Here is a 19,371-nt window from a genome sequence, read left to right on the forward strand (position 1 = left end):
GGGGGGGGGGGGCCCCCCCTTGCGCCCCCCCCCCCCCCCGGGGGGGCGCGGGGGGGGCCGGGGGGGCCGCCCCCCGCCGGGGGGGGGGGCCCCCCGGGGGGGGGGGCCCCCCCCCCCCGCCGCGGGTGCGTTGTGCGGGGTCGCGGCGGGGCGTCAGCCCCGTTCGGAGCTCCCCTGGCTTCGCTGGGAGGCGCCTCCACCGGACTGGCTGCCGGGGCCCTCGTAGTCCTCGCCGTACGCGCCCTTGGCGGGGCGGCGGCGGCGCAGCGGGGGCTCGACGCCGTCGGCGAGACGGCGGGCGGTGACGAGGAAGCCGGTGTGGCCGATCATCCGGTGGTCCGGGCGGACGGCGAGGCCCTCGACGTGCCAGTTGCGGATCATCGACTCCCACGGCTGCGGCTCGGCGAAGCAGCCTGCCTCGCGGATGGACTCGACGGTCCGGGCGAGCTGGGTGGTGGTGGCCACGTAGCAGCAGAGGATGCCGCCGGGGACGAGGGCCTTGGAGACGGCCTCCAGGCACTCCCAGGGGGCGAGCATGTCGAGGATGACGCGGTCGACGTCGGTGTCGGACAGGTTGTCCTGGAGGTCGCCGACGGTGAGCTGCCAGGCGGGGTGGGGGCCACCGAAGTAGCGCTCCACGTTCTCCTTGGCGATCTCGGCGAAGTCGGCCCGCCGCTCGTAGCTGTGCAGCATGCCCTGGTCGCCGACGGCGCGCAGCAGGAAGCTGCTGAGCGAGCCGGATCCCACTCCCGCTTCCACGACGCGTGCGCCGGGGAAGATGTCGGCGAAGGCCAGGATCTGGCCCGCGTCCTTCGGGTAGACCACGGCGGCGCCGCGGGGCATGGACAGGACGTAGTCGGGGAGCAGGGGGCGCAGCGCGAGGTACGCGACGTTCCCGGTGGTACGGACAACACTGCCCTCGGGAGCGCCGATCAGCTCGTCGTGCGGGAAGGAACCCTTGTGGGTGTGGAAGTTCTTCCCGGCTTCGAGCGTGAACGTGTAGTGGCGTCCCTTGGGGTCGGTGAGCTGGACCTGGTCCCCGACCTTGAAGGGCCCGCGACGGCGGGCGGCACCGGTCGGTTCGGACATGTGACCAGAGTACCGGGGTTATGCGGAGGGCCGTGCCATGGCCCGGACGAAGGCCTGCTCGACGTCGGTGGTGGCCAGGACGCCGTAGACGGCGCCGGTTTCCTCGACGACGAGGTACTCGGTGGCGGGGGTGGTGCGGAGGGCGTCGAGGAGTTGCTCGCCTTCGAGGGCGGCGGACAGCCGCATGCCGTCGGTGAGGTCCTGGGCGAGGGTGCCGGCGGTGACCCACGGGCGGCGGTGTTCGGGTACGGCGGCGATGGCGCTCTCGCGGACGAGGGCGGTGGGCTCGCCGTGGCCGTCGACGACGACGAGGGCGCGGGCGCCGGCCTCGTTGGCGCGGCGGAGGGCCTCGGAGAGGGGGGTGTCGGCGGGGACGGGGAGGGCGCGGCGGGTGAGGGTGCGGGCGCGCAGCTCGGGGAGGTGCTCGCGGAGGCGGGCCATGCGGAGGCTGTTGCCGGCGCCGGTCCAGATGATCGCGGCGAGGATGGCGGCGAGCAGGGCGTCCATGACGGTGTCCATGCCGACGGTGTCGGCGGGGGCGTTGCCGAGGAGGCCGGTCTGGGTGAGGACGGGGAGGCCGAGGAGGACCGCGACGGCGAGGGCGCGGCCGACCCAGGCGGCGGCGACGGTGCCGGCCATGGGCTTGCCGGTGATGCCCCAGACGACGGCGCGGAGCATCCGGCCTCCGTCCAGGGGGAGGCCGGGGAGGAGGTTGAAGGCGGCGACGATCAGGTTGGAGATCATCAGGCCGGCGAGGAGGACGCCGGGGACGGTGCCGGGGTCGACGGCCTGCATGCCGGCGTAGAAGAGGCCGGCGAGGACGAGGGAGAGGAGCGGGCCGACGAAGGCGAGGACGAATTCGCGGCCGGGGGTCTCGCTCTCCTTCTCGATCTCGGAGACGCCGCCGAAGAACTGGAGCCTGATGCGGCGGACGGGGAGCTTGAAGCGGAGCGCGGCGACGGTGTGCGCCAGCTCGTGGACGAGGACGGAGCCGTAGAAGGCGATCGCGAAGAAGAGGGCGACCAGGTACCTGAGGAGGCCGAGGTCGGGCAGGACGCGGTCGAGCTGGCCGCCGAAGACCCAGGTGATGAGGGCGGCGACGAGGAACCAGCTGGGCGAGACGTACACGGGCACACCGAAGGGGCGGCCCATCGGGAGGCCGCCGCCGGGTCCGGGGCGGTGCTGTCCGCGGTCTCCGTCGTCCCCGGCTGTGTCGCTGTCGGCCACGGCTGCCCTTCTGTCGGAATGTGATGCTTCGATCATGCAGTGTGAGGGGGGTCGCCGTCGATGGTATGCGCGGCGCGTGCCGCGCCGGCGCGGGGGCGCCCCGTCGGCGGGGTCCTCCTGTCGGCGCGGGGCCGTACTGTTCTGTGTCATGACGACTCCTCCCGGGCCTGTGCAGGCCGAGCCCGAGGCCGCGCGGCCCACGTCGCTCTCCCCGTCCCGGGCGAGCGACTTCATGCAGTGCCCGCTGCTGTACCGGTTCCGGGTGATCGACCGGCTGCCGGAGAAGCCCAGCGAGGCTGCTACCCGCGGAACGCTGGTGCATGCGGTGCTGGAGCGGCTCTTCGACCATCCGGCGGCGGAGCGTACGGCTCCGCGGGCGAAGGCCCTGATCCCGGGCCAGTGGGACCGGCTGCTGGAGTCGAAGCCCGAGCTGTCGGAGCTGTTCGCCGGGGACGGCGGCGGGGAGCGGCTGGCGCAGTGGCTGGGCGAGGCGGAGTCGCTGGTGGAGCGGTGGTTCACGCTGGAGGACCCGACGCGGCTGGAGCCGGTGGAGCGGGAGTTCTTCGTGGAGGCCGAGCTGGAGTCGGGGCTGCGGCTGCGCGGGATCATCGACCGGGTGGACGTGGCGCCGTCGGGCGAGGTGCGGATCGTCGACTACAAGACGGGCAAGGCGCCGCGGGCGGAGTACGCGGACGGCGCGCTGTTCCAGATGAAGTTCTACGCGCTGGTGGTGTGGCGGCTGCGGCAGGTGCTGCCGCGTCGGCTGCAGCTGGTGTACCTGGGCAGCGGGGACGTGCTGACGTACGACCCGGTGATGGGCGACCTGGAGCGGGTGGAGCGGAAGCTGCTCGCGCTGTGGGAGGCGATCCGGGAGGCGACGGACTCGGGCGAGTGGCGGCCGCGGCCGACGAAGCTGTGCGGCTGGTGCGACCACCGGGCGGTGTGCCCGGAGTTCGGGGGCACTCCCCCGGTGTACCCGCTGCCCGTGGTGCGGCGGGACGCGACGGAGGGTGCCGCGGGCGGGGCCGCGGCGGAGCGCCCGGCCGGGGACTGATCGCGGGCGCAGGGCAGAATGGCACGGTCCAGCGAAAGCGCCGACTGCGAAGAGGTACTCCGTGGCGATCCGTGTCCTGTTGGTCGACGACCAGCCGCTGCTGCGCACCGGTTTCCGGATGATCCTGGAGGCGGAGGCGGACCTGGCGGTGGTGGGTGAGGCCGGGGACGGTCTGCAGGCCCTGGAGCAGGTGCGGGCGCTGCAGCCGGACGTGGTGCTGATGGACATCCGGATGCCGCGGATGGACGGGGTGGAGGCGACCCGGCAGATCACGGGTCCGGACCGGTCGGGTCCGGCGAAGGTGCTGGTGCTGACCACGTTCGACCTGGACGAGTACGTGGTGGAGGCGCTGCGGGCGGGGGCGAGCGGCTTCCTGCTGAAGGACGCTCCGGCGGCCGAGCTGGTGCAGGCGATCCGGGTGGTCGCGGCGGGTGAGGCGATGCTGGCGCCGAGCATCACCCGGCGGCTGCTGGACAAGTACGCGGGACACCTGCCGTCGGGTGAGGAGCGGGTGCCGGACACGCTGGGCACGCTGACCGAGCGCGAGGTCGAGGTGCTGAAGCTGGTGGCGCGGGGGCTGTCGAACGCGGAGATCGCGGCGGACCTGTTCGTCAGCGAGACCACGGTGAAGACGCACGTGGGGCACGTGCTGACGAAGCTGGGGCTGCGGGACCGGGTGCAGGCGGCGGTGTACGCGTACGAGAGCGGGCTGGTCCGGCCGGGCGCCCAGTAGGACGCCGGTCCGCCCGGCGCGGCCCGGCGGGATGCGACGGAGGGCCGGGCCCGCCGCTGGTGCGGTGGGCCCGGCCCTCCTGCCTGTCCGGGGCGGTGCTCCGGTCGGCCCTCGCCGATCAGCCCTTGCTGATCTCCCAGAAGCGGAAGACGGTCGAGGCGTCGAGGGACCACTGGAGGCCCTGGACGTTCTCGCGCGCGACGGCGTACTGCTTGCCCTGCCAGAGCGGGAGGACCGGCAGTTCCTGGGCGACGATGTCCTGGAGCCGGGTGAAGTCGGCCTCGGTGGAGGCGCGGTCCGCGGCGGCCGCGGTCTTCGGGATGATCGTGCCGGTGATGGTGTCGTTCTTGTAGCGGTTGCCGAGGACGTTGCCCTCGCCGAAGAACGGCTGGGTGAAGTTGTCGGGGTCCGGGTAGTCCGGGACCCAGCCCTTGACGTAGACGCCGTACTTGCCGGCGGCTATGTCCTTCTCGTACTGGGAGAACTCCACGGACTTCATGTCGGCCTCGAACAGCCCGCTGTCGGTGAGCTGCTTGGCGATGGTGGACATCTCCTGGTCGGTGGCGGGGCCGTAGCGGGACGGGGTCGACCAGAGGGTGATCTTGACCTTCTTGTCGATGCCGGCCTTGCGGAGGACCTGCTTGGCCTTGTCGGCCTGCGGGGTGCCGCCGTAGCGGTCGAAGAAGGGCGTGGTGTGGGCGGCGATGCCGGACGGGACGATCGAGTACAGGGGGCTGGCGGTGCCCTGGAAGACGTCGCGGACGAGGGCCTCGCGGTCGACGAGGTAGGCGATGGCCTTGCGGACGGCGAGCTGGCCGGCGACCGGGTCGTCCATGTTGAAGACCAGGTGCTCGACCTCGGCGCCGGTGCCCTGGACGACGTCGATCTGCCGGGTGCCGGAGGCGGCGCCGAGCGCGGCGACGTCCTTGGCGGCCAGGCCGCGGAAGGCGAAGTCGACCTCGCCCTTCTCCAGGGCGGCCTTCAGGGCGGCCTGGTCGTTGTGGAAGAACTTCATGGTCATGCCGTCGTTCTTCGGCTTGGCCTCGCCGGAGTAGGCGCTGTTGACCACGAACTTGGCGCCCTTGTCGTCGAAGGACTCCAGGGAGTAGACGCCCGAGCCGACGGCCTTGCCGTCGGTGCGGAGCTTGTCCGCCGGGTACTCGCGGTGGTCGACGATCGAGCCCGCGCCCGACGCGATCTTGCTGGGGAAGGTCGCGTCGGGCGTCTTGAGCTTGAAGACGACGGTCTTGGCGTCCGGCGTCTCGATGCTGTCGATCGACGCGAGCATGACGGCGGGGCCGTTCTCGTCGTTGATCTTCAGCGTGCGCTCGAAGGAGAACTTCACGTCCTCGGAGGTGAGGTCGTTGCCGTTGCTGAACTTCAGGCCGGAGCGCAGGGTGCAGCGGTAGACCTTGCTGCCGTCCTCGAAGGCGCAGCTCTGCGCGGCGTCCGGCTGCGGGGTGGTGCTGCCCTTGGGGAAGCTGAGCAGGGACTGGAAGACGTTGTTGAACAGCAGCCAGGAGCCCGGGTCGTAACCCGAGGCCGGGTCCGTGGCCTGGACGTCGTCGGAGATTCCCATGACGACGGTCGTGCCGTCGCCCTCGGAAGCGCCTTCCTGCGCACCGCAACCGCTGAGCAGGGCGGCTGCGGTCGCCGCTCCGAGCGGGGCCGCCAACCACTGGTTACGTCGTTTCACGGAACGTGCCTCACTGTCTTGACTGTGTGTCTTCCGGCCCGCGACGTCCGCTGCCGGTCGTGGGGGTGGGTCAGCCGCTGACGCCGCGGCCGAGCTCCCACAGCTGAAGGTCGGAGATGGAGTTGACGGACCACTCCACCCCGGTGATGCCGTCGCGGGCGGCGACGTACTGCTTGGCCTGCCACAGCGGCAGGACCGGCACGTCCTCGGCGACGATGTCCTGGATCTGGGCGAGGGCCGGGGCGGCGTCGGTGCGGTCGCCGGCGCGCCGCGACTCGGGCAGGAGCTTGCCGCGGACCGTGGAGTTGGCGTACGCGGTGCCGAGGAAGTTGTCCTTCTCCAGGAAGGGGCCGACGAAGTTGTCGGCGTCCTGGAAGTCGGGGAACCAGCCGAGGCCGTACGCGGCGTACTCGCCCTTCTTCTGGGCGGGGCGGAACGTGGACCACTCGGTGCCCTGGACCGTCACGTCGAACAGCTTGCTGTCGTTCAGCTGGGCCTTGAGGGTCTCGAACTCCACCGCAGTGCCGTCGCCGTAGTGGTCGGTCGTGTAGTCGAGGGTGAGCTTGACGGGGGTCTTCACGCCGGCGTCGCGCAGCAGGCGGGCCGCGGCGGCGGTGTCGCCGTCGCCGTACTTGTTGTAGAAGGAGTTGACGTGGCCGCCGATGCTGGAGGGGACCAGCGAGTACAGCGGGAGGGCGGACTTCCCGTACGCCTTGGTGATCAGCTCGTTGCGGTCGACGAGGGCGGCGACCGCCTGGCGCACGGCCTTCTGGTCGACCGGCTTGGCCTCGGTGTTGAAGGCGAGGTAGCGGATCTCCAGGCCGGGCATCGGGACGAGCTTGACGCCCTTCTTCGGGCTGGCGGACATCTGCTCGATCTGGTCCGGGGAGAGGGTGCGGGACATCATGTGGATGTCGCCGTCGTCCAGGGCCCGGCCCATGGCGGCGGAGTCCTCGAAGGTGCGCAGCTCGACCTTGCCGTTCTGCGGCTTGAGGTCGCCCTGGTAGTTCTCGTTCCTGGTGAAGACCGCGCGGACCAGCTGGTTGTCCTTGACCTCGGCCTTCATCGTGTACGGGCCGGAGCCGTCGACCTCGAAGCCCTCGCGCAGCTTGCGGGCGTCGTAGTCCTTGCTGTTGACGATGGCCGCGGCCGGGGTCGACAGCTTGTACGGGAAGGTGGCGTCGGGCGCCTTGAGGTGGAAGACGACCTGGTCCTCGCCCTTGGTCTCGACGGTGTCGAGGGTGGAGAGGAGGCCGACGGGGCCGTTCTCGTCCTTGATGGCGAGGACGCGGTCGATGGAGAACTTCACGTCCTCGGCGGTCAGCGCGTCGCCGTTGGCGAACTTCAGGCCGGGGCGCAGGGTGCAGCGGTAGCTCTCGTTGCCCTGGTCGGTGAAGCGGCACTCGGAGGCGGCCTCGGGGACCGGCTGGCCGCCGCCGCGCGGGACGTGCATCAGGGTCTGGAGGGTCTGGCGGAGGATGTTCCAGGCACCCGCGTCGTAGGCGTAGGCGGGGTCGAGCGGTGCGGGGGCGTAGTCGGCCGCCTCGTACCGGTCGGTGGTGCCGACGACGATCGCTCCGTCGCCCGCTCCTCCTCCCGTCGCGCTGCCGCACGCGGCGAGCGCGGGGGTGAGCAGAGCGGCCGCGGCCGTCAGCACCAGGGTCTTGCGGTTCATCCTCGAAAATCTCCCTCAACCGGCACTTGGTCAAAGCTGTGGTGAGGGCACTTCGCGGCGGCCGCCCGTTCGGGGCGGAACGATCGGGCCGGTGTGATGACGATCGGTCCACGCGGTCCGGCACAGGGGTGTGTGCGGAAGGACCACGGAAGGGGTGCGGCGAAGTGCCCGCGATGACGATAGTGGCCCCGGGTGGTCTGGCTGGAACTGGCCGGACTTGGGGTGTAATCGCACTGTGATGGGTGCGTATCCACTCCGTAGGGCCCGCTCCCCGGTGAAACGGTTCAGGAGCTGATCAATCCGGACACATGGGAAGGGTCCAGACCCCCTCAGGGCACCCCAGCGGGGCCATATCGGGTGACAAAGGTCACCTCGTCAACTGGCGGACCGACCGTGGAATTTCGGCCTCCGCATCCCTTGACGGCGGGGCCGTCAGTTCAGCGGGGCCATGAGGGAGCGCAGGAAGCTCAGGTCGACGTCCTCCAGCGAGGAGACCACGGTCCGGCCGGGGGCGGGCGCGATGGCCGCGACGGACGGTACGGCGACCACCCGGCAGCCGGCGGCCTCGGCGGCGGCCACGCCGGTGGCGGTGTCCTCGATGACGGCGCACCGGGAGGGGTGGGCGCCCAGCCGCGTGGCGGCCGTGAGGTACGGGTCGGGGTGCGGCTTGGTACGGGCGACCTCGTCGCCCGCGACGCTGAAGGCGAACCGCTCGGGGCCGAGCGAGAGCATGATCCGGTCGATGACCCGGCGGTGCGAGGCGGAGACCAGGGCGGTGGGCACGTTGTTGCGGGCCAGTTCGGCCAGCAGCCGCTCGGCGCCCGGCATCAGCGGCACGTGGTCGGCGATGCGGGCCTCGAAGCGCTCGTTGAGCAGCACGGTCAGCTCGGCCAGGGTGATCTCGGCGCCGGTGGCCTGGATGAGGTAGCCGGCGCTGCGGCTCATGGGGCCGCCGACGACGACGTCCCGCCACGACTCGTCGAGGCGGTGGCCCAGCCCGGCGAAGACGTCCACCTCGGCGTCCCACCAGAAGCCCTCGGTGTCGACGAGCGTGCCGTCCATGTCGAGCAGCACCGCGTGGAGGGCCGATCCGTCGGCGGTCCGGGCGGCGGAGGCGGGAACCGTGCTGGTCATACGGACTCCAAGGGACGAGAAGGCCGGTCACCTCTTCCCGCGGGCGTGCCCGGAGGAACAGGCGACCGGCCTGTGTGGGACCGACAAGTGTACGTCGTGTCCGGCTATCGCGCGTTGAAGTACTTCGCTTCGGGGTGGTGGATCACGATGGCGTCGGTGGACTGCTCCGGGTGGAGCTGGAACTCCTCGGAGAGGTGGACGCCGATCCGCTCGGGCTCCAGCAGGTCCGCGATCTTGGCACGGTCCTCCAGGTCGGGGCAGGCGCCGTAGCCCAGCGAGAAGCGGGCTCCGCGGTACTTGAGGTCGAACATGTCCTCGACGCGCGAGGGGTCCTCGGCGGCGAAGCCCAGCTCGGCGCGGACCCGCGCGTGCCAGTACTCGGCCAGCGCCTCCGCCAGCTGCACGGACAGGCCGTGCAGCTCCATGTACTCGCGGTAGGCGTCCGCCGCGAACAGCCGGGCGGTCTCCTCGCCGATCTTCGAACCGACGGTGACCACCTGCAGGCCCACCACGTCGACCTCGCCGGACTCCTCCGGGCGGAAGAAGTCCGCCAGGCAGAGGCGGCGGCCGCGGCGCTGCCGGGGGAAGGTGAAGCGGGTGCGCTCCGAGCCGTCCTCGTGCAGCAGGATCAGGTCGTCGCCCTTGGAGACGCAGGGGAAGTAGCCGTACACGACGGCGGCTTCCAGCAGGTTGTCGGTGTGCAGGCGGTCCAGGAGGCCGCGCAGGCGCGGGCGGCCCTCGGTCTCGACCAGTTCCTCGTACGTCGGACCGCCTGCGCGGGCCTGCTTCAGGCCCCACTGGCCCTTGAAGAGGGCGCCCTCGTCCAGCCAGGACGCGTAGTCCTTCAGACCGATGCCCTTGATCACCCGGGTGCCCCGGAAGGGCGGCTCGGGGATCGGGTTGTCGGTGGCCACGTCGGAGCGGACGGTGCCCTCGGGCTCGTCCACCTCCAGGAGGGCGGTCTCGCGCTTGGGCACGCGGCGCTGCTTGAGCTCGGGGAGGGCGGCGCCGGGGACGCCGCGCTTGACCGCGACGAGGGCGTCCATGAGGCGCAGGCCCTCGAAGGCGTCGCGGGCGTAGCGGACCTCGCCCTCGTAGATCTCGTGCAGGTCCTGCTCGACGTACGCGCGGGTGAGGGCGGCGCCGCCGAGGATCACCGGGTAGGTGGCGGCCAGCTTGCGCTGGTTCAGCTCCTCCAGGTTCTCCTTCATGATCACGGTGGACTTCACCAGCAGGCCGGACATGCCGATGACGTCGGCCCTGTGCTCCTCGGCGGCGTCGAGGATCGCCGAGACGGGCTGCTTGATGCCCAGGTTGACGACGTTGTAGCCGTTGTTGGAGAGGATGATGTCGACGAGGTTCTTGCCGATGTCGTGGACGTCGCCGCGCACGGTGGCGAGGACGATCGTGCCCTTGCCCTCCGCGTCCGACTTCTCCATGTGCGGCTCCAGATGGGCCACCGCGGTCTTCATGACCTCGGCGGACTGGAGGACGAACGGCAGCTGCATCTGGCCGGAGCCGAACAGCTCGCCGACGACCTTCATGCCCTCCAGGAGGGTGTCGTTGACGATGTCGAGGGCCGGTCGGGACTGCAGGGCCTCGTCGAGGTCGGCCTCCAGGCCGTTCTTCTCGCCGTCGATGATCCGCCGCCGCAGGCGCTCCTCCAGCGGGAGGGCCAGGAGTTCCTCGGCCTTGCCCGCCTTGAGGGACTTGGTGTTGACGCCCTCGAAGAGCTCCATGAGCTTCTGGAGGGGGTCGTAGCCCTCGGCGCGGCGGTCGTAGATCAGGTCGAGGGCGGTGGTGACCTGCTCCTCGTCGAAGCGGGCGATCGGCAGGATCTTGGAGGCGTGCACGATCGCCGAGTCCAGGCCGGCCTTGACGCACTCGTCGAGGAAGACCGAGTTCAGCAGGATCCGCGCGGCCGGGTTGAGGCCGAAGGAGATGTTCGACAGGCCGAGCGTGGTCTGGACGTCGGGGTGGCGGCGCTTGAGCTCGCGGATGGCCTCGATGGTGGCGATGCCGTCGCCGCGGGACTCCTCCTGGCCGGTGCAGATGGTGAAGGTGAGGCAGTCGATGAGGATGTCGGACTCGTTGATGCCCCAGTTGCCGGTCAGGTCGGTGATCAGCCGCTCGGCGATGGCGACCTTGTGCTCGACGGTGCGGGCCTGGCCCTCCTCGTCGATGGTCAGGGCGATCAGCGCGGCGCCGTGCTCCTGGGCCAGCCGGGTGACCTGGGCGAAGCGGGACTGCGGGCCGTCGCCGTCCTCGTAGTTGACCGAGTTGATCACGGCCCGGCCGCCCAGCTTCTCCAGGCCGGCCTTGATGACGGCGACCTCGGTGGAGTCCAGGACGATGGGCAGGGTGGAGGCGGTGGCGAAGCGTCCGGCCAGCTCGGCCATGTCGGCGACGCCGTCCCGGCCGACGTAGTCCACGCACAGGTCCAGCATGTGCGCGCCCTCGCGGATCTGGTCGCGCGCCATCTCGACGCAGTCGTCCCAGCGGCCGTCCAGCATGGCCTCGCGGAACTTCTTCGAGCCGTTGGCGTTCGTCCGCTCGCCGATCGCCATGTACGCGGTGTCCTGGCGGAAGGGGACGGTCTGGTACAGCGAGGAGGCGCCGGGCTCGGGGCGCGGGTCGCGGACGGCGGGGCTGAGGCCGCGGACGCGCTCGACGACCTGGCGCAGGTGCTCGGGGGTGGTGCCGCAGCAGCCGCCGATCAGGGACAGGCCGTACTCGCGGACGAAGGACTCCTGGGCGTCGGCCAGCTCGGCCGGGGACAGCGGGTAGTGGGCGCCGTCCTTGGTGAGGACCGGCAGGCCGGCGTTCGGCATGCAGGACAGCGGGATGCGGGCGTTGCGGGCGAGGTAGCGCAGGTGCTCGCTCATCTCCGCGGGGCCGGTGGCGCAGTTCAGCCCGATCATGTCGATGCCCAGCGGCTCCAGGGAGGTCAGCGCGGCGCCGATCTCCGAGCCCAGCAGCATGGTGCCGGTGGTCTCGACGGTGACGGAACAGATGACCGGCACGTTCACGCCGAGCGCGTCGAGGGCGCGCCGGGCCGCGATCACGGAGGCCTTGGTCTGGAGCAGGTCCTGGGTGGTCTCGATGAGCAGGGCGTCGGCGCCGCCGGCGAGCAGTCCCTCCGCGTTGGCCTGGTAGGCGTCGCGGATGGTGTCGTACCCGATGTGGCCGAGGGTGGGGAGCTTGGTGCCGGGGCCGATGGAGCCGAGGACCCAGCGCTGCTGCCCGGTGGAGGCGGTGAACGCGTCGGCGGTCTCGCGGGCGATCCGGGCGCCGGCCTCGGACAGCTCGTGGATGCGCTCGGGGATGTCGTACTCGGCCAGGGCGGAGTGGTTGGCGCCGAAGGTGTTGGTCTCGACGCAGTCGACGCCGGCGGCGAAGTAGGCCTCGTGGACCGAGCGGACGATGTCCGGACGGGTGACGTTGAGGATCTCGTTGCAGCCTTCGAGGTTCTGGAAGTCCTCGAGGGAGGGGTCCTGCGCCTGGAGCATCGTTCCCATGGCTCCGTCGGCGACGACCACGCGGGCGGCCAGTGCCGCTCGGAGGGCGTCGGCTCGGGTCTGGGTGTCTGCGGGCGGGTTCGGCAACGAGGCCATGGTTGAGCTCCCTGGGATGCGACGGCTGTCGGCTTTACACCCTTCTGACAAGGGCGTACGCGGTCAGGGTAACCGCGTATCTCGTCCCCCGGGTGGGGCGTCCCACGGAGCGGACGGCATCCTGTGCGCGGGACTGGCCTGTTCGGCGCGCTATTGACAGACTTTCCCAACAGTGCACGAGGTCGGCATCGACCGATAGTGTTCGTCATTGTCGAACCGAATTTGTACGCAGGCTTCAGGAGGCTGCCGATGGCACGGAACATCCAGTCGCTCGAAAGGGCTGCTGCGATGCTGCGACTGCTGGCGGGCGGCGAGCGGCGGCTCGGACTCTCGGACGTGGCCTCCGCGCTGGGGCTCGCCAAGGGCACCGCCCACGGCATCCTGCGCACCCTCCAGGCGGAGGGCTTCGTGGAGCAGGATCCGGCCTCGGGCCGCTACCAGCTGGGCGCCGAGCTGCTGCGGCTGGGCAACAGCTACCTGGACGTGCACGAGCTGCGCGCCCGGGCCCTGGTGTGGACGGACGACCTGGCCCGCGCGAGCGGGGAGAGCGTCTACGTCGGGGTGCTGCACCAGCAGGGGGTGCTGATCATGCACCACGTGTTCCGGCCCGACGACAGCCGCCAGGTGCTGGAGGTGGGGGCGATGCAGCCGCTGCACTCCACCGCGCTGGGCAAGGTGCTCTCGGCGTACGACCCGGTGGCGCACAGCGAGGCCCTGGAGGTCGAGCGGGACGCGTTCACCCCCCGTACGGTCACGGACCCGGCCGGCTTCGAGGAGGTGCTGGACCTGACGCGGGCCCGCGGCTGGGCGGCCGACGTCGAGGAGACCTGGGAGGGCATCGCCTCGATCGCGGCGCCGATCCACGACCGCCGGCGGATGCCGGTGGGCGCGATCGCGGTGGCCGGCGCGGTCGAGCGGGTGTGCGGTCCGGCGGGCGAGGTGCGGCCGGAGCTGATCGCCGCGGTACGGGACTGCGCCCGGTCGGTCTCGCGGGACCTCGGCGCGGGGCGGTTCTGAGCCACCCGACTCCCCCACCCCTTCCGACCTGGGCGAACGAGGGCCGGTGCGTCACGCACCGGCCCTTCGCGCTGCGTACACCTGTGCGGTTTCGGGCGTCTTACCCCGTGGTAACGATCCGGAACTTTGGCTTCGCCGACTCTTGACGTGCTCTTCACACGGGCGGAAAACTGCCGTTCATCGGTCGGCATTGTCGAACACCTACCGGCAATACGCGCTAGGGTGTGGCAAGGCCAGGGCCGAAAACGCACTCACCGAGTGCGCGGAAGGCCGGCGGGACCCGGCTTTCCGCCAACCCCCTGGACGTAGGCAAAGGAGTCGCGGGTGTCCAGCTCCGACATCTTCATCGGCGAGACCATCGGTACCGCCCTGCTCACTCTGCTCGGCGGAGGCGTCTGCGCCGCCGTGACTCTCAAGAGCTCCAAGGCGCGCAACGCCGGCTGGCTCGCCATCACCTTCGGCTGGGGCTTCGCGGTGCTGATCGCCGCGTACGTGTCGGCCCCGCTCTCCGGCGCCCACCTGAACCCGGCGGTCACCGTCGGCATCGCCATCCAGAGCGGCGACTGGAGCGACACCGGCGTCTACCTCGCCGGCCAGCTGCTCGGCGCCATGATCGGCGCGGCCCTGATGTGGGTCACCTACTACGGCCAGTTCCGCGCCCACCTCACGGACCCGGAGCTCAACGCCGACCCGAGCCAGCCGGCCGGCCCGGTGCTCGGCGTCTTCTCCACCGGCCCCGAGATCCGCAACGTCGTCCAGAACCTGCTCACCGAGATCATCGGCACCGCGGTGCTGGTCCTGGCGATCCTCACGCAGGGCCTCCAGGACAACGGCAAGGGCCTCGGCGTCATCGGCGTCCTGATCACGTCGTTCGTGGTCGTCGGCATCGGCCTCTCCCTGGGCGGCCCGACCGGCTACGCCATCAACCCGGTGCGCGACCTCGGCCCCCGTATCGTCCACGCCCTCCTGCCGCTGCCCAACAAGGGCGGCTCGGACTGGGGATACTCCTGGATCCCGGTCGTCGGCCCGCTCGTCGGTGCCGCCGTCGCCGGCGGTCTGTACAAGATCGCGTTCGTCTGATTCGTCTGTACAGCAAGAGCTGCACGAACCACCTCCGCCCCCCTCTCACGAGTTGCCAGGAGCAGACTCCATGACCACGAGCACCGGTCCGTTCATCGCCGCGATCGACCAGGGCACCACGTCTTCCCGCTGCATCGTCTTCGACCGCGACGGCCGCATCGTCTCCGTCGACCAGAAGGAGCACGAGCAGATCTTCCCGAAGCCGGGCTGGGTGGAGCACGACGCCACCGAGATCTGGGCCAACGTCCAGGAAGTCGTGGCGGGCGCCATCGACAAGGCGGGCATCACCGCCGCCGACGTCAAGGCCGTCGGCATCACCAACCAGCGCGAGACCACCGTCCTGTGGGACAAGAACACCGGCGAGCCGGTGCACAACGCGCTGGTCTGGCAGGACACCCGCACCGACGCCCTCTGCAAGGAGCTCGGCCGCAACGTCGGCCAGGACCGCTTCCGCCGCGAGACGGGCCTCCCGCTGGCCTCGTACTTCTCCGGCCCCAAGGTCCGCTGGCTGCTCGACAACGTCGAGGGCCTGCGCGAGCGCGCCGAGGCGGGCGACATCCTCTTCGGCACCATGGACACCTGGGTCATCTGGAACCTGACCGGCGGCGTCAACGGCGGCCGGCACGTCACCGACGTCACCAACGCCTCCCGCACCCTGCTCATGAACCTGCACGAGCTGGCCTGGGACGAGCGCATCCTCCAGTCCATCGACATCCCGGCCGCGGTCCTCCCCGAGATCCGCTCCTCCGCGGAGGTCTACGGCGAGGTCAAGGACGGCGTCCTGGCGGGCGTGCCGGTCGCCTCGGCGCTCGGCGACCAGCAGGCGGCCCTGTTCGGCCAGACCTGTTTCTCCGAGGGCGAGGCCAAGTCCACGTACGGCACCGGCACCTTCATGCTCATGAACACCGGTGACAAGATCATCAACTCCTACAGCGGCCTGCTGACCACCGTCGGCTACCAGATCGGCGACGAGAAGCCGGTCTACGCCCTGGAGGGCTCGATCGCCGTCACCGGCTCGCTGGTGCAGTGGATGCGCGACCAGATGGGCCTGATCAAGTCCGCGGCCGAGATCGAGACCCTGGCCTCCTCCGTCGACGACAACGGCGGCGCCTACTTCGTGCCCGCGTTCTCCGGCCTGTTCGCCCCGTACTGGCGCTCCGACGCCCGCGGTGTGATCGCCGGCCTCACCCGGTACGTCACGAAGGCGCACATCGCCCGCGCCGTGCTGGAGGCCACCGCCTGGCAGACCCGCGAGATCACCGACGCCATGACCAAGGACTCCGGCGTCGAGCTGTCGGCCCTCAAGGTCGACGGCGGCATGACCTCCAACAACCTGCTGATGCAGACGCTCTCGGACTTCCTGGACGCCCCCGTGGTGCGCCCGATGGTCGCCGAGACCACCTGCCTCGGCGCCGCCTACGCCGCCGGCCTGGCCGTCGGCTTCTGGCCCGACACCGACGCGCTGCGCGCGAACTGGCGCCGGGCCGCCGAGTGGACCCCGCGGATGCCCGCCGACCAGCGGGAGCGCGAGTACAAGAACTGGCTCAAGGCCGTCGAGCGGACCATGGGCTGGATCGACGAGGACGAGGACAACTGAGCCCCGGCTCAGGAGTCGACGCCGATCGCTGAGAGCTGACGAGGAGTAAGAGATGAGCAGCCTGCAGACCCTTCCCGCACTGGGGACGCACCCGACCGCCGGGGCCAACGCGAGCCGCGCCGAGACCAGAGAGCAGCTGGCGAAGGCCACGTACGACCTCCTGGTCATCGGTGGCGGGATCCTGGGCACCTCGGTGGCCTGGCACGCCGCCCAGTCGGGTCTGCGGGTCGCCATGGTGGACGCCGGCGACTTCGCCGGCGCCACCTCCTCGGCCTCCTCCAAGCTCGTCCACGGCGGTCTGCGCTACCTGCAGACCGGCGCGGTCAAGCTGGTCGCCGAGAACCACCACGAGCGCCGGGTGCTGGCCAAGGACGTGGCCCCGCACCTGGTCAACCCGCTCACCTTCTACCTGCCCGTCTACAAGGGCGGGCCGGTGGGCGCGGCCAAGCTGGGCGCGGGCGTCTTCGCGTACTCCGCCCTCTCGGCCTTCGGCGACGGCATGGGCAAGGTCATATCCCCCGCCCGTGCCGCCGCCGACAACCCCGGCCTGCGCACCGACAACCTCAAGGCCGTGGCCGTCTACTACGACCACCAGATGAACGACTCCCGGGTGGCGGTCATGACGGTCCGCGCGGCCGTCGAGTCCGGTGCGGTCGTCCTCAACCACGCCGAGGTCACCGGGCTGCGCATGACGCAGGGCCGGGTCTCCGGCGCCGAGCTCAGGGACCGGCTGGACGGCACCGAGTTCGGCATCGACGCCCGCGTCGTGCTCAACGCCACCGGCCCCTGGGTGGACCACCTGCGGCGCATGGAGGACAAGCACTCCATGCCGTCGATCCGGCTCTCCAAGGGCGCGCACATCGTGATGAAGCGGAAGTCCCCGTGGAAGGCCGCCATGGCCACCCCGATCGACAAGTACCGCATCACCTTCGCCCTCCCGTGGGAGGACCAGCTGCTCCTCGGCACCACCGACGAGGTGTACGAGGGCGACCCGGCGGACGTGCGCGCCACCGAGAAGGACATCCAGCAGATCCTGGACGAGGCGGCCTTCTCCGTGAAGGACGCCGACCTGGACCGCTCGCTGATGACCTACGCCTTCGCCGGCCTGCGGGTGCTGCCCGGCGGCCCCGGCGGGGTCGAGAAGGCCAAGCGCGAGACCGTGGTCTCCGAGGGCAAGGGCGGCATGCTGTCCGTGGCCGGCGGCAAGTGGACCACGTACCGGCACATCGGCCGCGTGGTCATGGACAAGCTCGCGAAGCTGCCCGGCGGGCCGCTGGCCGAGGACATGGAGCCGGTGAAGTCGCTGGTGCGCCGGGTGCCGCTGCCCGGTGTCGCCAACCCCAACGCGGTGGCCCACCGGCTGCTGGTGGACCGCGAGCCCGGCATGCGGATGGACCCGCTCACGGCCCGCCACCTGGCGACCCACTACGGCTCGCTGGCCTTCGACATCGCCCGCATGGTCAACGAGAACCCGGAGCTGGGCGAGCGCATCCACGAGGACGGCCCGGAGATCTGGGCGCAGGTCGCCTACGCCCGCGACTTCGAGTGGGCCCAGACGGTGGACGACGTGCTGCGCCGCCGTACGACGGTGACGATCCGCGGCCTGGACGACGAGGCCGTGCGCGGTCGCGTCGAGGAGATGCTCCGCCACGGGCAGTGACATCGCGGTGTGACATGTGACGGGGCGGTTTCCGGGAGGAAGCCGCCCCGTCCGGCATTGAAGGCCCCCGCCCCACCATGGGATCATTTGTACGAAAGGGCGACCAGGGGGGATGCGAAGGGGGCGGCCATGTCCGCCATCAGGGAAAGCATCGAGGTCTCCCGGCCTCCCGAGGAGGTCTTCTCCTACCTCACCGACCTGTCGCACCTGACCGAGTGGCAGGAGAGCGCGGTCGCCGTGAAGCCGGCCTCCGGCCCCCTGCACGTCGGCGAGCGGGTCGAGGTCAGGCGCCGGATCGGCAGGCGCGAGATCCAGACGGTGATGGAGGTCACCGAGGTGGATCCGCCCAGGAGTTGGCACCTGCACGGCGACGAGGGACCGGTCCGGGCCGACTTCCACGGCACCGTCGAGCCCCTCGGCGACGGCACCCGCTCACGGGTGACGCTCGACCTGGACCTGCGCGGCCACGGCACGGGCCGGGTACTGGTCCCGCTCGTGGTCAGGCCCCACGCCCGCAAGGAAGTTCCGCGCAACGAACGGGTCATGAAGGGACTGCTGGAGCGGGGAGCCGCGTGAGACGGGGCGGTTGCGGGCCTGTGGGCCGGGGCAGCTCCAAGCCGTAGGCTGATGCCCGTACACAAGGAAACTTCGGAAGGAGACCTGGGTGATCGAGCTTGAGGGCGTGCCCGAGCTGATCGACCCGGTCATGGTGGCCGCGTTCGAGGGCTGGAACGACGCGGGTGACGCCGCCTCCGGTGCGGTGGCGCACCTGGACCGGGAGTGGAAGGGCGAGGTGTTCGCGGCGCTCGACGCCGAGGACTACTACGACTTCCAGGTCAACCGTCCCACGGTCTGGCTGGACGGCGGGGTGCGGAAGATCACCTGGCCCACGACACGGCTCTCCGTGGTGCGCGTGGGCGGGGCCAAACCCCGCGACCTGGTGCTGGTCCGCGGCATCGAACCGTCCATGCGCTGGCGGTCGTTCTGCAACGAACTCCTCGGTTTCGCCCACGAGCTGGGCGTGGAGATGGTCGCGATCCTGGGGGCCCTGCTGGGCGACACCCCGCACACCCGGCCGGTGCCGGTCAGCGGGGTCACCTCGGATCCCGACCTGGCGCGCGCGATGGACCTGGAGGAGACCCGCTACGAGGGCCCGACCGGCATCGTCGGCGTGCTCCAGGAGGCCTGCACGCACGCGGGTGTCCCGGCGGTGTCGCTGTGGGCGGCGGTGCCGCACTACGTGTCGCAGCCGCCCAACCCCAAGGCGACGCTGGCCCTGTTGAACCGGCTGGAAGACCTGATCGACCTCCGGATCCCGCTGGGCGAACTCCCCGAGGACGCCCGGGCGTGGCAGCTGGGCGTGGACCAACTCGCCGCCGAGGACAGCGAGGTGGCGGAGTACGTCCAGACGCTGGAGGAGGCCCGGGACACGGCGGACCTGCCGGAGGCCTCGGGCGACGCCATCGCCCGCGAGTTCGAGCGGTACCTGCGGCGGCGCGACCCCGCGCCCGGGGGTGCGGTGGGCCATGCGACGGAGTCGGGGGACGCCTCGTACCTGCGGGACACGTCGAGCGGGCGGACCCGGCCGAAGCCCAGGCCGGAGGCCGGCGGGGAGCCGGAGGACGGCACGGAGCCGGACGCACCGGAGGCCTAGCCCCGGAGGCGTGGCCCCGGAGGACGACCCGGCCCCCGGGGGGGCCCCCCCGCGGGGGGGGGGGGGGCGGGGGGCGGGGGGGGGGGGGGCGCGGCCCCCCCCCGCCCCCCCCCCCCCCGAGTCCCCGGGGGGACGCGCCCC

At 71.2% G+C, this 19,371-nt stretch carries 14 protein-coding genes; 8 read left to right on the plus strand and 6 right to left on the minus strand.

The features are described 5' to 3' along the window. Positions 1-153: 153 nt before the first annotated feature. Positions 154-1,089 carry a tRNA (adenine-N1)-methyltransferase gene (locus tag ACIQUR_RS20635; RefSeq protein ID WP_403666039.1) on the minus strand — a complete coding sequence of 312 codons (936 nt, stop codon included), beginning with the start codon at positions 1,087-1,089 and terminating at the stop codon, positions 154-156. Positions 1,090-1,107: 18 nt separating this feature from the next. Continuing rightward, positions 1,108-2,352 (minus strand): site-2 protease family protein, encoded by a 1,245-nt coding sequence (locus ACIQUR_RS20640; RefSeq protein WP_403666041.1) that lies wholly within the window; start codon positions 2,350-2,352, stop codon positions 1,108-1,110. Between the two features lie 112 nt (positions 2,353-2,464). On the opposite strand from ACIQUR_RS20640, the gene ACIQUR_RS20645 reads away from it, so the two are divergent. Both ACIQUR_RS20645 and ACIQUR_RS20650 read left to right on the plus strand, forming a co-directional pair. Beyond that, on the plus strand, positions 2,465-3,370 hold the full coding sequence (locus tag ACIQUR_RS20645) for a RecB family exonuclease (RefSeq protein WP_403666043.1): 906 nt from the start codon (positions 2,465-2,467) through the stop codon (positions 3,368-3,370). Between the two features lie 61 nt (positions 3,371-3,431). After that, the gene (locus ACIQUR_RS20650) at positions 3,432-4,103 is read left to right on the plus strand and encodes a response regulator (protein ID WP_403666045.1); all 672 of its coding nucleotides are present in this window, start codon (positions 3,432-3,434) and stop codon (positions 4,101-4,103) included. A gap of 118 nt (positions 4,104-4,221) precedes the next feature. Here the strand turns inward: ACIQUR_RS20650 and ACIQUR_RS20655 are convergent, their stop codons facing one another. The 4 genes from ACIQUR_RS20655 to metH form a co-directional block, all read right to left on the minus strand. After that, positions 4,222-5,799: an ABC transporter substrate-binding protein gene (locus ACIQUR_RS20655; protein WP_403666047.1), complete on the minus strand. Its 1,578-nt coding sequence runs from the start codon at positions 5,797-5,799 to the stop codon at positions 4,222-4,224. A 70-nt stretch (positions 5,800-5,869) separates the two neighbouring features. After that, positions 5,870-7,474 (minus strand): ABC transporter substrate-binding protein, encoded by a 1,605-nt coding sequence (locus ACIQUR_RS20660; protein ID WP_403666049.1) that lies wholly within the window; start codon positions 7,472-7,474, stop codon positions 5,870-5,872. 432 nt (positions 7,475-7,906) lie between these two features. Then, a complete protein-coding gene (locus ACIQUR_RS20665; protein WP_403666051.1) occupies positions 7,907-8,608 on the minus strand; it encodes an HAD family hydrolase in 702 nt (233 codons plus the stop codon). A 104-nt stretch (positions 8,609-8,712) separates the two neighbouring features. Then, positions 8,713-12,222: a methionine synthase gene (gene metH, locus ACIQUR_RS20670; RefSeq protein WP_403666053.1), complete on the minus strand. Its 3,510-nt coding sequence runs from the start codon at positions 12,220-12,222 to the stop codon at positions 8,713-8,715. A gap of 249 nt (positions 12,223-12,471) precedes the next feature. On the opposite strand from metH, the gene ACIQUR_RS20675 reads away from it, so the two are divergent. From ACIQUR_RS20675 to ACIQUR_RS20700, 6 genes are all read left to right on the plus strand, one after another. Continuing rightward, positions 12,472-13,239: an IclR family transcriptional regulator gene (locus tag ACIQUR_RS20675; protein ID WP_403666055.1), complete on the plus strand. Its 768-nt coding sequence runs from the start codon at positions 12,472-12,474 to the stop codon at positions 13,237-13,239. A gap of 324 nt (positions 13,240-13,563) precedes the next feature. Continuing rightward, the gene (locus ACIQUR_RS20680) at positions 13,564-14,319 is read left to right on the plus strand and encodes an MIP/aquaporin family protein (protein ID WP_403666057.1); all 756 of its coding nucleotides are present in this window, start codon (positions 13,564-13,566) and stop codon (positions 14,317-14,319) included. 70 nt (positions 14,320-14,389) lie between these two features. Further along, the gene (gene glpK / locus ACIQUR_RS20685) at positions 14,390-15,916 is read left to right on the plus strand and encodes a glycerol kinase GlpK (protein WP_403666059.1); all 1,527 of its coding nucleotides are present in this window, start codon (positions 14,390-14,392) and stop codon (positions 15,914-15,916) included. A 52-nt stretch (positions 15,917-15,968) separates the two neighbouring features. Next, positions 15,969-17,576, plus strand: coding sequence for an FAD-dependent oxidoreductase (locus ACIQUR_RS20690; protein WP_403666061.1), 1,608 nt, complete (start codon positions 15,969-15,971; stop codon positions 17,574-17,576). A 129-nt stretch (positions 17,577-17,705) separates the two neighbouring features. Continuing rightward, on the plus strand, positions 17,706-18,152 hold the full coding sequence (locus ACIQUR_RS20695; RefSeq protein WP_403666063.1) for an SRPBCC family protein: 447 nt from the start codon (positions 17,706-17,708) through the stop codon (positions 18,150-18,152). Positions 18,153-18,240: 88 nt separating this feature from the next. Next, positions 18,241-19,230: a PAC2 family protein gene (locus ACIQUR_RS20700; RefSeq protein ID WP_403666065.1), complete on the plus strand. Its 990-nt coding sequence runs from the start codon at positions 18,241-18,243 to the stop codon at positions 19,228-19,230. Positions 19,231-19,371: the final 141 nt, after the last annotated feature.

This window comes from Streptomyces sp. NPDC101132, assembly GCF_044759225.1.
In the GTDB taxonomy this organism is placed as follows: domain Bacteria; phylum Actinomycetota; class Actinomycetes; order Streptomycetales; family Streptomycetaceae; genus Streptomyces.